General features: G+C 69.6%; 3 protein-coding genes. All 3 read left to right on the plus strand.

Features of this window, described 5'->3' with window-relative positions; genetic code table 11:
• Nucleotides 1-5: 5 nt before the first annotated feature.
• Genes H7J73_RS29665 through H7J73_RS29675 form a run of 3 tightly spaced genes read left to right on the plus strand, consistent with a single transcriptional unit; the run spans nt 6 to nt 15,610 of the window.
• Nucleotides 6-4,751, plus strand: a complete 4,746-nt coding sequence (locus H7J73_RS29665; protein WP_264071397.1) for an SDR family NAD(P)-dependent oxidoreductase — start codon at nt 6-8, stop codon at nt 4,749-4,751.
• Between the two features lie 9 nt (nt 4,752-4,760).
• Nucleotides 4,761-11,183, plus strand: coding sequence for a type I polyketide synthase (locus H7J73_RS29670; protein ID WP_264071398.1), 6,423 nt, complete (start codon nt 4,761-4,763; stop codon nt 11,181-11,183).
• Between the two features lie 11 nt (nt 11,184-11,194).
• Nucleotides 11,195-15,610, plus strand: a complete 4,416-nt coding sequence (locus tag H7J73_RS29675) for a beta-ketoacyl synthase N-terminal-like domain-containing protein (protein WP_264071674.1) — start codon at nt 11,195-11,197, stop codon at nt 15,608-15,610.
• Nucleotides 15,611-15,618 lie beyond the last annotated feature (8 nt).

Below are 15,618 nucleotides of genomic sequence, written 5' to 3' on the forward strand. Positions count from 1 at the left end.
CAGGTATGACCTCGTCCGGCGATCAGGAAGCAGACGATCAGGAAGCCGAACTTCGTCACTGGTTGGTCGACTATCTGGTCACCACCATCGGCTGCAGTCCCGACCAGATCAAGCTCGACGCTCCGTTGAACGAGATGGGCCTGGGCTCGCGCGATGCGGTCGTGTTGTCAGGTGAACTCTCGGAGATGCTGGGCCGTCCGGTCTCGCCGGTGGACTTCTGGCAGAACCCGACGCTCAACAGCCTGGTCCACGCGCTGGTCCACCCCGAGGTCGAGACCCCGGCCGTGATGGCCGCAACCGCGGGCTCGGCACTCAACGAGCCGATCGCGGTCATCGGACTCGGCTGCCGGCTGCCCGGTGGCGACGCGGATATTCTGGGTCCCGACGCCCTCTGGGACTTCCTGGCCGCCGGTCGCTCGGCAGTCGGCTCGGTGCCCGATGAGCGGTGGCAGGCGTTCGACGACGGCTCGCCCGAGACGTCGGCGGCGTTGGCGAAGACCACCCGGTGGGGCTCGTTTCTCAGCGATATCGCCGGCTTCGACGCCGAGTTCTTCGGTATCACGCCGCTGGAAGCCGACCATATCGATCCACAGCAGCGCCTGCTGCTCGAAGTCGCCGTCGAGGCGCTGGAACACGCCGGGATCCCGGCCGAAACGTTGCGGCGTTCGCAGACCGGCGTTTTCGCCGGGGCCAGCGTCAGCGAGTACGGCTACCTCGCCGCCCGCGACCTCGGCGGCATCGACGCCTATACCGGCACCGGCGGTGCGCTGAGCATCATCGCCAATCGGCTGTCCTACTTCCTCGACCTGCGCGGACCGTCGCTCACCGTGGACACCGCCTGTTCGTCGTCGCTGGTGGCGGTTCACCTGGCCTGCCAGAGCCTGCGAACCGGCCAGTCCGAGCTGGCGCTGGCCGCCGGGGTGAACCTGCTGCTCTCGCCCATCGTGACGGGCAGTCTCGACGCGGCCGGAGCGATGTCGCCGACCGGCGCCTGCCACGCCTTCGACGCCGCAGCCGACGGTTTTGTCCGGGGCGAGGGGTGCGGCGTCGCGGTCCTCAAACGCCTCTCCGACGCGCTGCGTGACGGCGACCGGGTGCTCGCCGTCGTCCGCGGCTCGGCGGTCAACCAGGACGGTCGATCCAACGGGCTGATGGCACCGAACCCGGCCGCCCAGGTTGCCGTGCTGCGGGCTGCCTGCGCCGATGCCGACGTCAAGCCAGCCGAGATCGACTACGTCGAGGCGCATGGCACCGGGACGTTGCTCGGCGACCCCATCGAGGCGCGAGCTCTCGGCACGGTGTACGGCCGCGGCCGGCGCCCCGACGCCCCGCTGCTGGCCGGCGCAGTCAAGTCCAACCTCGGCCATCTGGAATCCGCCGCAGGCATCGTCGGGCTGATCAAGACGACGCTCGCGCTGCACCGCGGCACCATCCCGGCCAACCAGAACTTCGAGACGCCCAACCCGCACATCCCGTTCGACGAGCTCCGGCTGAAGGTCGTCGACGAAGCGACGCCGTGGCCGTCGACGGGCCGGCCGCGCCGCGCCGGGGTGTCGTCATTCGGCTTCGGCGGGACCAACGCGCATGTGGTGCTCGAGCAGGGCCCGAAGGTCGGTTCACCGCCACGCCCCGCGACGGTGCCTGCCGTCACCACGCTGGTGGTGACCGGCAAGAACACCGAACGCATGGCCGAGACGGCCACCATGCTGGCCGATTGGATGACGGAGGCAGGCGCGCTGGTCCCGCTGGCCGACATCGCGCACACCCTCGATCACCACCGCAGCCACGAAGCGACCTTCGGCACGGTGTGCGCGGCGGACCGGGCCGAAGCGGTGGCCGGCCTGCGGGCGCTGGCGACGGGGCAGTCCGCCACCGGCGTGGTCGCCCCGCACCAGGGCTCGTGCGGCTCCGGCACGGTGTTCGTCTACTCGGGTCAGGGCTCGCAGTGGGCCGGGATGGGCCGGCAGTTGCTGGCCGACGAACCGGCGTTCGCCGCCGCGATCGCGGAGTTGGATCCGGATTTTGTTGCGCAGCTGGGCTTTTCGCTGCGCGATGTGCTGGCCAACGGCGAACCGGTGGACGGGTCGGTGCGGGTTCAGTCGGTACTGGTCGGAATGCAGCTGGCGCTGACGGCGTTGTGGCGCTCCTACGGCGTGGAACCGGATGCGGTGGTCGGCCATTCGATGGGTGAGGTATCGGCCGCCGTGGTGGCCGGCGCGCTGACCCCGGCCGAGGGGCTGCAGGTGATCGCCGCCCGGTCCCAGCTGATGGCCCAGCTGACCGAGAAAGGCGCGGTGGCTCTGCTGGAACTCGATGCCCCCGCCACCGAGGCACTGATCGCCGACTACCCGGGAGTGACGGTGACGGTGTATTCCTCGCCGCGCCAGACCGTGGTCGCCGGCCCCACGGAGGCGGTCGATGCCGTCATCGCCACGGCCCGCGCGCAGAACACCTTCGCCCGCAGGGTCAACATGGAGGTGGCCTCCCACACCGCGATGATGGACCCGATCCTGGCGCAGTTGCGGGACGCTCTTGCCGGTCTGTCCCCGCGAACAGCGCGGATACCGGTGTTCAGTACGGTCGAGAATGCCGATTCGGCAGCGCTTTTCGGCGCCGAGCACTGGGTGGCGAACGTCCGCAACCCGGTGCGCTTCCACCAAGCCATTGCCGAGGCCGGCGCCGAGCATTGCTCCTTCATCGAGATCAGCCCGCATCCCGTGCTGACCAAAGCGATCGGCGAAACTCTGGACGCGCCGGAGACGGGCAGCGACCATCACCACAGTCTGGGCACGCTGGCGCGTGACGCCCACGACACCGTCGCATTCCACACCAACCTCAACGCTACCTACACGGTCCGTCCGCCCAGGGCCGAGCACCTGCCGGAGCCGCATCCCACCGTCCCGACCACTCCCTGGCGTCATACTCGGCACTGGATGGATATCGCACCCGCATTGTCCACCAGGGGATTTGGTGCTCCCGCTCGGCGGCGGGCGCTGGCCGGGGAAAGCAGTCCGATCCCAGCCGACTGGCTCTACGAGCCGGCCTGGCCGACGTCCCCACTGCCCGCCGCGGAAAGCGCAGGCGCCGGCAGCTGGCTGGTCGTCGGTGACGATGATCTGCAGGCCGAGCTCGGTAGTGGCGCTGCGCTGGCCGAGGTCGACAACGTCCTGTTCGCGCCTGCGGTCACCGGCAGTGCGATCGACGTCGCGTCGGCCTACGCGTTGTTCAACCAGGCGAAAGCCCTTGTCGAAGAACTACTGTCGCTGCCGTTGCCGCCGCGGCTGTTCATCGTCACGCGCAACGCCCAACCGGTCGCCGACGGAGACCGCGCCAACCCCAGCCACGCCGTGCTATGGGGGCTGGCTCGCACCCTCGCACTGGAGACCCCCGAAATATGGGGCCGCGTCATCGATGTCGACGACTCGATGCCCGCCGTCCTGACTGCGCAGCGGGTGCGCGACGAAGCCCACGCGACCGACGGTGAGGACCAGGTCGTCTACCGGGCCGGTGAACGGCACGTACCCCGCTTGCGGCGAGTACCGGTGCCGGTGCCGACGGCCGCTTTCGGCTCGGACACCAGCCACCTCGTCATCGGGGCGACCGGCCACATCGGTCCGCACCTGATCCAGCAACTGGCGCAGATGGGCGCCGGCACCATCGTCGCAGTGTCGCGCAACCCCGGTGCGCGCCTCGAGGAGCTGACGGGCCGACTGGCGGCGACGGGAACGACACTGATCTCGGTGGCCGCCGATGCCGCCGATGCGACCGCGATGGCCGCGCTGTTCGAGCGGTTCGGCACCGAACTCCCTGCGCTGGAGGGCATCTACCTGGCGGCGTTTGCGGGCGGCCCCGTCGCGCTGTCGGATATGAGCGACGGCGACATCACCGCCATGTTCCGGCCGAAGCTGGACGCACTGGCCGTCCTGCATACCCTGTCGCTGCGTGCGGCGGTCCGCCATTTCGTGCTGTTCTCCTCGATCTCGGGTCTACTCGGATCGCGCTGGCTGGCCCACTACACGGCGACCAGCACCTTCCTCGACACCGTGGCCCAGGCCCGGCGCAACCTGGGTCTGCCGGCCACCGCGGTGAACTGGGGACTGTGGAAGTCGTTGGCGGATCTGCAATCCCAAGCCAGTCAGGTGACGTCGGACTCGGGGCTTGAGCCGATGCCCGACGAGGTGGCGATCCGCGCGTTGTCGGTCGTGCTCGGAAGTGACGCCCCGGTGCGGTCCGTCGTGGTCGACGCTGACTGGCCGCTGCTGGCCGCGGCGTACCGGACTCGTGGGGCCCTGCGCATCGTCGACGAGGTGCTGGCCGACGACAGCAGCGGTGCGGGTGGGTCCGGCACCGGTGTCGCGGCCGACACCGAATTCCGGAAAGCGTTGCGCGACTGCGCACCCGAAGGGCGCCGCGACTTCCTGGCCGGCCATATCGGCGGGCTGGCCTCGGCCGTGCTGGGCCTGCCGCCGTCGGAGATCCTGGATCCGGCCGCGGGATTCTTCCAGCTCGGCATGGATTCGCTGATGAGCGTCACACTCTCGCGTGGCCTCAGTGCGAGCCTTGGCGAATCCCTGACCCCGGCGGTCGTCTTCGACTACCCGAACGTCGAGTCCCTGACCGATCACCTGGCGGGCATTCTTCCCGAATTGGCGGACGCCGCGAGCGTTGCCGGCGCCCCCGCCGATGAGTACGACGACCTGTCGGAAGACGATCTGCTGCAACAACTTGCCGACAGACTTGCGAAGGGCTAGGCGCTCGAATTGACCACCGCAACACCTGATCGGGCCCGCGCGATCATCACCGACGCGCTCCGCAAGATCGACGACCTCTCGTCGCGTCTGGAGATTGCCGAGAAATCCAGCACCGAACCGATCGCCGTGGTCGGTGTGGCGTGCCGCTTTCCCGGCGAGGTGAACAACGCCGACCAGTACTGGGAACTGCTGAAAGACGGTCGCAGCGGCATCGTCCGGGTCCCGGCGCAGCGCTGGGACGCCGACGCGTACTACTCCGACGACCACACCGTCCCGGGCACGATCAACAACCGGGAGGGTGGTTTCCTCACGTCCTGGCAGCCCGACGAGTTCGATGCGGAATTCTTCGCCATCTCGCCGCGCGAGGCGGCGGCGATCGATCCGCAACAGCGGCTACTCCTCGAGGTCGCCTGTGAAGCGTTGGAGGACGCCGGGATACCGGCGCGGACCATTCGCGGTACCCAGACCGGTGTCTTCGTCGGCCAGACCGCCTACGACTACATGCTGACGCTGTCGGGTATCGCGCAGGAAGAGCTCGACGCCTACGTCCTGACCGGAAACTCGGCGAACTTCGCGGCGGGCCGCCTGGCCTACTTCCTCGGCGCGCGGGGCCCGGCCATGGTCCTGGACACCGCCTGCTCGTCGTCACTGACCGCGATCCACCTGGCCTGCCAGAGCCTGCGCAGCCGCGAGAGCGACACCGCGCTGGTCGGGGGCACGAATCTGATGCTCAGCCCGGGCGCCAGCATCGCCTGCTCACGCTGGGGGATGCTGGCAGCGGACGGCCAGTGCAAGACCTTCGACGCCGGCGCCGACGGCTATGTCCGCAGCGAGGGGTGCGGCGTCGTGGTGCTCAAGCGCCTCGAAGACGCCGAACGCGACGGCGACCGGGTGCTGGCGGTGGTGCGGGGCTCGGCGGTCAACCAGGACGGCGCCAGTAGCGGTGTGACCGTGCCCAACGGCCCGGCTCAACAGGCGTTGTTACGGCAGGCGCTGACTTCGGCGCGGTTGGCGCCCAGCGAGATCGACTATGTCGAGGCGCACGGCACCGGCACGCCGCTCGGTGATCCGATCGAGCTAGAAGCGCTGGGTCAGGTATTCGCCGACCGAGGCAGCTCGGAGCCGCTGATCCTCGGCTCGGTGAAGACGAACCTCGGGCATCTGGAGGCTGCCGCCGGCGTGGCCGGTTTCATCAAGACTGTGCTGAGCCTGCACCATGGCTACATCCCGCGGCACCTCAACTTCGCCCAGCTCACCCCGCACGCCACCGAGTCGGCATCCTGTCTGAGCGTGGCGGCCCAGGGGCGGGACTGGCCGGCGACCGGCCGGCCCCGTCGTGCCGGGGTGTCATCCTTCGGCGTCTCGGGTACCAACGCGCACATCGTGTTGGAGCAGGCACCGGAGGCTGTTGCCGTGGAGAGCGTTACTCCGCCTGCGGTGTCCACGTTGGTGGTGTCGGGCAAGTCTTCGGATCGGGTGGCATCGCTGGCGGGTGTGCTCGCGGACTGGCTGACGGGCCCAGGGGCGCAGGTGCCGCTGGCCGATGTCGCCCACACACTGGACCGGCACCGCACCCGCTATCCCCGGTTCGCCACGGTGTCCGCCCGCGATCACGCCCAGGCAGTGGCGGGGCTGCGGGCGTTGGCCGCCGGTGAACCGGCGGTCGGCCTGGTGGCGCCGCACGACGGGCCGTGCGGTTCGGGCACGGTGTTCGTCTACTCCGGTCAGGGTTCGCAGTGGGCGGGGATGGCCAGGCAGCTGCTGGCCGACGAGCCGGCGTTCGCCGCGGCCGTCGCCGAGCTGGAGCCTGATTTCGTTGCCCAGACGGGGTTTTCGCTGCATGACGTGCTCGCCGGCGGCCAGGCGCTGACCGGGATCGCACAGGTCCAGCCGGCGCTGGTCGGTGTGCAGTTGGCGTTGACCGCGCTGTGGCGGTCATCCGGTGTGGAACCCGATGCGGTGATCGGACATTCGATGGGCGAGGTCACCGCCGCCGTGGTGGCGGGCGCGCTGACCCCGGCGGAGGGCCTGCGGGTGATCGCGACCCGGTCGCGGTTGATGTCGCGGTTGTCCGGGCAGGGCGCCATGGCCCTGCTGGAATTGGACGCCGCCGCCGCCGAGACGCTCATCGCCGACTGCCCACAGGTCACGGTCGCCGTGTACGCCTCACCGCGCCAGACGGTGATCGCCGGGCCGCCGGCGGATGTCGACGCGTTGATCACCCAGGTTGCGGCCCAGGACCGCCTCGCCCGGCGCATCGACGTCGACGTGGCCTCGCACCATCCGACCATCGACCCGATTTTGGCGGAACTGGAGGTGGAGCTGGCCGGGCTGGCCCCCAAACCGCCGCGTATCCCGATCCTGTCCACTGTCGACAATGCCGGTGCCACACCGCTTTTCGATGCCCGGCATTGGGTGGCCAACCTGCGCAACCCGGTCCGGTTCAGCCAGGCGATCGCCGCCGCGGGTGCGCAATACTGCTCGTTCGTGGAGATGAGCCCGCACCCGTTGCTGACCCACGCCATCTCCGACACCCTGGCCGGCAGCCACCATCACAGCCTGGGCGCCATGGCACGCGATGCCGACGACACCGTCACTTTTCATACCGCCCTGAACACCATCCGGGCACCGCGGAGCGACCATCCCGCGGGCCGCCGCACGGGCCTGCCCTTCACCCCCTGGCATCACACCCACCACCGGATCGCAGTCGGCGCCGGCACTATCAGGCCGGGCAGCCACCCGCTGCTGGGTTACGGTGTGACGGATCCGGCGACCGGCAGCCGGATCTGGGAGAGCACCCTCGGCCCAGATATGTTGTGGCTCAACGACCACCGCGTCGGGGAGGCCTGTGTGCTGCCCGGGGCGGCGTACGCGGAGCTGGCGCTCGCCGCCGTGACCGACGCGTTCGGCGCCGACGGCGAGCCCTGGACCATCCGCGAGCTGAGCCTGGATCAGGTGATGCTGGTGGCCGGCGACACGACCGTCGTGACCACGCTGCACGGCGACGAGTCCAAGCCCAGGGTCGAAATCCGATCGCGCACCGGCAGTTCCGGTTGGACCATGCACGCCACCGCGACGCTCGAACGCGACGGGCAGTCAGCTGGCGAACCGCCGACGATCGGAGAGCTCACCGAGCTCGATCCGCAGAAGTTGTACCGCACGTTGCGCAGCGCCGGCCAACAGCACGGACCGGCGTTCCAGGGCATCGTCTCTCTGGCCGTCTCCGACTCCGGAGTGGGTAGCGCCGCAGTCCACTTGCCGTCGTCGGCCAAGACCGCGGCCCGCCGGTTCATCCTGCACCCGGTGATGATGGACATCGCGATGCAGACTCTCGGCGCAGCCGCGCTGGCCGACTCGACTCAAGCCGCGGGCGGGGCCGAGACCGCGATGATCCTGCCGGTCCGACTGGCCGGCGTCCGCGTCTACGGCGACCTGACCACCGGTGTCCGCGCGATCGCCACGCTGCGGGCGACCGCACGTGCGGACCGCTTTGTCGGGCAGGTCTTCCTCGCCGATGCCCAGGGGCAGGTGCTGCTGAAGATCGACGAAGTCGACATGGCGGTCCTGCAGGCTGCCCGGGCCGGAACCGGGCACGGCAGCGGGCTGTTCACCACCGCATGGGAACCGGTGGCACTTGAGCGGGCGGCCGGGGATCTCGGTGCCGTGCTGGTGGTCGGTGACGCCGCACTGCTGTCCGGGCTGCCCGAGGATACGCATCGACACGTCGTGCCCGCCGACGACCTGGGTCCACTGCGGGAAGCTCTGGCGCGCAAGGACATCCGCTGGGATGCCGTTGTCGTCGCCTGCCCGCCCCGGTCGGTGGACGAAGCGCTCACCGACGTCGAGCAACTGGCTCTCGCGCAGTCGCGCACCCTGCTGGTATCCGACATCGTGAAGCTGGCGGCGGCCACCGAGCCCGGCCCGCGGCTGTGGGTCGTCACCCGCGGTGCCCAGGTGCTTGCCGCCGGTGAGCGAGTCACATTGGCGCAGGCCGAACTTCGCGGCATCGTCCGAGTGCTGATCTTCGAGCACCCCGAGTTGAAGGCCACGATCGTCGACGTCGACGCCGAAGGCGCCACGTCGGCACCAGCGCTGATCGCCGAGCTGCTCGCCGCCCCGGGTGACGACGAGGTCGCGTTGCGCAGCGGGCGCCGGTCGGTCAACCGGCTGGTACCCGCACCCACCGCTGCGGGCGGTGAGCTGGTGGTGGAACCCCGTCGCACAGTCGTCGACCTCGCCGGCCTCGACACCGCCGGGCTGCGGATCGATCATCCCGGGCAGCTGGACATCCTCGCGGTCCACCTCGAGACGCGGACTCCGCCGGCGGCCGATCAGGTCGAAATCCGGGTTATCGCAACGGGTCTCAATGCCAATGACCTTCTCAAGACCGGTACCCTTGGCTTCGAGTGCGTCGGCGTGGTGGAGTCCTGCGGGGTCGATGTCGACACCGTCGCGGTCGGCCAGCGCGTGATCGCTTTCGGTGCAGGCGCGTTAGGTACCCATCTGACCACCCGAGCCGACCTCGTGGTCGCGGCGCCGGCCTGGCTACCGGACGCGGAGGCCGCCTCGATCGGAATCGCGTATCTCACCGCGTGGCACGCGCTGTGCGAGGTCGGCCGCCTGGCCCCGGGTGAGCGGGTGCTGATCCACTCCGCCACCGTCGACACCGGACGGGCGGCCGTCTCGGTCGCGAAACTGGTCGGCGCCCGCATCTACGCCACCGCAGGTTCGGCAGCCCAGCGCGAAGAGCTGCGCGAACTCGGCGTCGACTACGTCGGCGACTCACACAGCCTGGACTTCGCTGACGAGATTCTGCACGCCACCGACGGGTACGGAGTCGATGTCGTGCTGAACTCCCTGCCGGGAGAGGCGATCCGGCGCGGGGTGAAGATCCTGGCGCCCGGCGGTCGGTTCATCGAACTCGGCACGCAGGGTATCGACATCGACTCGGCGCTGGGGCTGGCCGCATTGGCCAGGAGCGCGTCGTTCTCCGTCGTCGACCTCGAGATGAATCTGCAGCTGCGCCCGCAGCGGTACCAGCAACTCCTGCAGGAGATCCTGGGCCATGTCGCCGCGGGCGCGCTGCCGGTCCTGCCGGTCACCGAGTTCCCCTTCGAAGCCGCGACCGACGCTTTCCGGTTGATGGAATCCGGTGCCCAGCACGGCCGGATCGTCCTGGCGATTCCGGCCGGTGGCCGGACCGAAGCGGTAGTCGCAGCACCGCCGCTGGTCCGCCGCGACGGCGGATACGTCGTGGTCGGCGGCATGGGTGGCCTCGGCCTGGTCTTCGCGCAGTGGCTGGCCGCCCAGGGTGCGGGAATGATTGTCCTCAACGGACGTTCGGCGCCGAGTGCGGAGACCGCCGCAGCCATCGAGAAACTCGCCGCCGCGGGTACCCGGGTCGAGGTCGTCACCGGCGATATCGCCGAACCGGGCACGGCGGCGAAACTCCTGAGCACGCTCGGGAACGCCGGCTTCGCGCCGGCCGGTGTGCTGCACAGTGCCGTGGTGCTTGCCGACGAGATCGTGCTCAACATGACCGAAGCGGCCGCCGCGCGGGTCTTTTCACCGAAGGTCGCCGGGAGCTGGTGGTTGCACACGGCCACCGCGGATCTCGAGCTGGACTGGTGGATGACGTTCTCGTCGGCGTCCTCCTTGCTGGGTACGCCCGGACAGGGCGCCTATGCCGCGGCGAACGCGTGGGTCGACGGCCTGGTGGATCACCGGCGCTCCCTGGGATTGCCTGCCGTGGGCATCAACTGGGGTCCCTGGGCCGAGGTGGGGCGCGCCCAGTTCCTCGCCGGCCTCGGGATCTCGATGATCACCGCCGACGAGGGGATGGCGGCCATGCAGCGCGTGCTTGCCGCAAACCGCGCGCACACCGGGGTTTTCAGTCTCGACGCGCAGCAGTGGTTTCAGTCGTTCCCGGCCACCAGAACGTCGTCGTTGTTCGCCCGGCTCGCCGAATCTGCGGCAGCCGGCACGAGCGAGGCGACCGCGGCCCCGGGCCGGATCCGGGCGCAACTCGACGCGGCCAATCCGGCCGAGCGCCCGGCCCGGCTGGCTTCGGCGATCGCCGACGAGATCCGGACGGTGCTGCGCTCCACGGAACCGCTGCACCACGACCAGGCGATGGAATCACTCGGCCTGGACTCGTTGATGGCGCTGGAATTACGCAACCGGCTCGAAGCGAGCCTCGGGATCACGTTGCCGGCCGCGCTCATCTGGGGTTACCCGACGATCACCGGCCTGGCCGGTGCCCTCATCGAGCGCATGGACTTTGCCGCCACGCCGAACGACGGGTCGGGCGCGGCAACAGACACCCCCACTGACACCCCAGGAAAGGCCGCGTCCGGGCTCGGTGCCCGCGCGCAGCAGCGGGCGCTCGCCCGGCGCGGAGCCACGCAGCGCAGACGGAAAGGACACGAGTGACGAGGGCAACGATGGACACCGACAACGAGGTACCGGAGAACGCCATTGCGGTCATCGGGATGGCCGGGCGCTTTCCCGGCGCCGACTCGGTGACGGAGTTCTGGGACAACCTGCGCCGCGGTGAGGAATCCATCACCACCCTGTCGGAGGAGGCATTGACTGCCGCGGGTGTCAGCGCCAAGACGCTGGCCGATCCCGGTTATGTCCGCCGTGCGGCCACCCTCGACGGTATCGAGGAGTTCGACGCGGAATTCTTCGGCATGACGCCGTACGCCGCCCGCATGACGGACCCGCAGCAGCGGCTGTTCCTGCAGACCGCGTGGCATGCGTTCGAGGACTCCGGGTACGACCCCGTCGGCTACGACGGTGTCATCGGTGTCTTCGGAACAAGTTCTGCCAGTGGCTATTTGCTGTACAACCTGATGTCACACCGCGATCCGAGGGTGATGGTCGGCGAGGGCCTGTCCGTCGAGATGGTCAACCTGTCGATGCAGAACGACAAGGACTTCCTGGCGACGCGGGTCTCGCACCAGTTCGATCTGCGTGGGCCGAGCTTCTCGGTGCAGACCGCGTGTTCGTCGTCGCTGGTTGCGGTGCACCTGGCCTGCCAGAGCCTGCTGTCGGGGGAATGCGACATGGTGCTGGCCGGTGCGGCCTCCGTCCGGGTGCCCCATCACGTCGGCTACAGCTACGAGCCGGGGGCGATCGTGTCGCCGCTGGGCCACTGCCGGCCGTTCGACGCCGGCTCCGATGGCACCATCTTCGGCAGCGGCGTCGCCGCGGTGGTCCTCAAGCCGCTGCAGGCCGCTCTGGACGACGGAGACCGGATCCACGCCGTCATCCGTGGTTCGGCGATCAACAACGACGGCTCGGTCAAGATGACCTATGCGGCACCGGCGATCGCCGGACAGGCCGAGGTGGTCGCCGAGGCGCATGCCGTCGCCGACGTCGACGCCTCCACGATCGGATTCGTCGAGACCCACGGCACCGGCACCCCGATCGGCGACCCGATCGAGGTCGAGGCCCTGCGGCAGGCGTTCGAGGTGTCGACCGAAGACCGGTCGGCTCCCTGCGTGCTGGGTTCGGTCAAGTCCAACATCGGCCATCTTGAGGTGGCCTCGGGTATCACCGGGCTGGTCAAGACGATCCTGTGCCTGAAGAACAAGGCGATCCCCCCGACGCTGCACTACACCACCCCGAACCCCGAACTGCATCTGGATCAGACGCCGTTCGTGGTGCAGAACCATTACGCGCCTTGGGTATCCGAGGGACCGCGCCGGGCCGGGGTGAGCTCGTTCGGGGTGGGTGGCACCAACGTGCACGTCGTCCTCGAAGAGGCGCCGTCCGCTTCGGACGTCCCCGCGGCCACCGGTCCGCAGGTGCTGTTGTTGTCGGCCCGCTCGGCCGAGTCGCTGCAGGATGCCCGAGCTGCGTTGGCCGCCGAACTGACCCGCGACGAGCACCTGCGGATGCCCGACGTGGCGTTCACCCTCGCGGGCCGACGCAGCGAGGAGTTCCGGATGGCGGCCGTGGTGGCCGACCATGCCGACGCCGCCGCCGTCCTCACCGCCGCCGAGCATGACAACGTCTCCGTCGCACAATGCCCAGCGGGCAGCGCGTCCGCCACCGACCGGGTGGCGTTCCTGTTCCCCGGCCAGGGCGCCCAGCACCCCGGCATGGCCAGCGGCCTCTATGAGACCGAGCCGGTATTCCGCGAGACCTTCGACGAGTGTGCGGCCGGCTTCGCCGCCGAACTCGGTATCGACCTCAAGTCAGCGGTGTTCGACGGCTCGAGCCTGGAGCAGTTCACCGTGGCTCATCCGGCCCTGTTCGCGGTCGAATATGCACTGGCACAACTGCTCCTGTCCTACGGTGTCGTTCCCGCGGCGCTGGCCGGCCACAGCGTCGGTGAACTCGCGGCCGCCACGGTGGCCGGCGTGTTCGACCTGCCGACCGCGATCAAGGTGGTGTCGCTGCGGGCCACCCTGATGCACGGCGCGCCGGGCGGGGCCATGGTCGCCGTGGCGGCCGGCCCCGAAGACCTCGCGGAGTATCTCACCGACGACGTCGACCTCGCCGCGGTCAACGATCCCGGCAGCTGCGTGGTGGCCGGTACCGAGGAAGCCATCCTCGCTTTCTCCGATCGTGTTGCCGCCCAGGGCATCCTGGCCCGACGCGTGCGGTCCAAGCATGCCGGTCACTCGCGGGCCATGGACGCCGTGCTCGCGCCGTTCGCCGAGTTCCTCGCGACGGTGACGCTGCATCCGCCGCGAATCCCGATGCTGTCCAACGTCACCGGCACCTGGATGACCGACGAAGAGGCCACTGACCCGCAGCGCTGGGCCCGGCACATCCGGTCCACCGTGCGCTTCGCCGACGAACTCCAGGTGCTGCTCGGTGAACCGCACCGGGTGCTCGTGGAGGTCGGGCCCGGCGGCAGCCTGACCGGATCGGCGGTGCGCCTGCCCGAATGGTCGGACACCCACCGCGCCATCCGTCCGATGCGCCATCCTCTGCAGAGCCGCGACGATCGGGACGCTGTCCTGCTGGGACTGGGGCAGCTGTGGTCGGCCGGCATCGACGTGGACTGGGCCGCCCTGCACGGCGATGCCGCCCGGTTGGTGACGCTGCCCGGTTACGCCTTTGCGCGGCAGCGGCATTGGGTCGACCCCGCGAACACGTTCGTCCGGTCGACAGAGACCGTCGCCCAGAACGGCCCGGCGGCGCAACCGAAGCCGGCTGCCGTGGCCGCGGCAACCGATCCCCGGTCGCAGATGCAGGCGACCCTGCAGGGCATCTGGTCGCAGTGCCTCGGCGTCGAATCGGTCCAGCCGTCGGACAACTTCTTCGCTCTCGGTGGCGACTCGCTGGTGGCGATCGGTGTCGCGATGACGGCGTCGCACCAGGGGCTCGATCTGACTCCGCAGGACCTCTACGACCACAGCAGCCTTGCCGCACTGGCGGATACGCTCGTCGCCCGCTATGCCTCCGGTGGGCTCACCAGCCAGGTCGACACCGACCGCAGTTCCCCGATCCCGCCCAACATGTACCGGTTCCTCGACAGCGGACTGGCCGAGCCGGGCCGGTGGCGCGTGCCGCTGGTGTTCCGGCTCGCCTCCAGTGTCAGCGCCGACGACGTCCGCACCGTCCTGACCGCCGTGGTCAACCACCACGACGCGTTGCGGGTACGGGTCGTCATGCGGGCCGGGACGTGGGAGCAGCAGATCGGCGAGCCCGGGGACTTCGCCGGGCTGACCGAGCGGGCCCTGCCCGCCGATGCGCAGCCCGGTACGCCCGGCGAGCGGACAGCGCTCGCCGCCGTCCTTACCGAAACCGTTGAGGCGCAGGATCTCAGCAGTTCGCCGCTGACCGCCACCTATGTCACCGACGCCGACGGCAGTCCCCGCTTCCTGGTGCTGACGGTGCACGAGATGGTGGCCGACACCACGGCACGCGAGGTGTTGGTGACCGACCTGCTGACCGCGTTCACTCAACGGCTCGCCGACGCCGAGGTCGTCCTGGAACCGGCGACCACCAGCTGGCGGGAGTGGTCGCAACGGTGCTCGGCGCTGGCCGGACACCCGGCGGTGCTCGACCGGCGTGACTTCTGGATCGACAACGCCGCGAAGGTGACTCTGCGGGTGGCCGACCCGGCGATCGCCGGGTCGCCCGGTGCGACGGATCTGACCAGGGTGGCGATGGTGCTGACCCCGGAGCAGACTTCGCAGCTCGACAACGCGCGGCGGCTGCTGCAGTCGACGACCGACGAGATCCTGCTGACCGCACTGGCCCGGGCCCTGGCGATCACCGTCGGCGACGGTGTCGCCGCCATCGACCTCGCGGGTGCCGGACGGTCGGTGCTGCGCCCGGAAGTGGACCTGCGCAGGACGATCGGGTGGTTCTCGACCATCTATCCGATCGCGTTGCCGTGTGTGAACAACTCCGGTGCCAGCGCCGCTCAACTGCTCGAGGAGGTCAGCCGGACGGTGAAGGCCGTGCCCCACCACGGAATCGGGCACGGACTGTTGCGGTATCTGCACGCGCCGACCGCGGCAGTGCTGGCGGCCGGTGCGCCGTCTGACGTCTTCTTCACCTATCTCGGCATGATTCCGGAGTGGCAGGGGAGCGACGCCCCGGTGCAGTTCGACAGCGATACCGAACTGGCGGTCCGCAGCACGCTGCCCGGGCTGGGCCATCCGCTCGAATTGCGCGCGTACCGGCACGGTGGCGTGCTACACGTGGACTGGTGGTATGACGGCCGCCGGGTGTCCGGCGGCACCGTCGAAGCGCTCGCGCAGCAGTTTCCGGCCACGCTGATCGGGCTGATCGACGAGGCGATCACCGGCGATGAGGACGAGGACGACTCTGAGGACGAGGCGCTGGCCCTGGTGGACCTGTCGGCGGCAGTCTTCGATGACGACGAGTAGGTGAGGGC

Origin of the sequence: Mycolicibacterium komossense, assembly GCF_025822605.1 — a bacterium.
Classification (GTDB): Bacteria; Actinomycetota; Actinomycetes; order Mycobacteriales; family Mycobacteriaceae; genus Mycobacterium; species Mycobacterium komossense.

What these genes read in the sequence shown, in the direction of transcription:
- H7J73_RS29665 (WP_264071397.1), top strand. Translation starts at nt 6, where the DNA reads ATGACCTCGTCCGGCGATCAGGAAGCAGACGATCAGGAAGCCGAACTT.
- H7J73_RS29675 (WP_264071674.1), top strand. Translation starts at nt 11,195, where the DNA reads ATGGACACCGACAACGAGGTACCGGAGAACGCCATTGCGGTCATCGGG.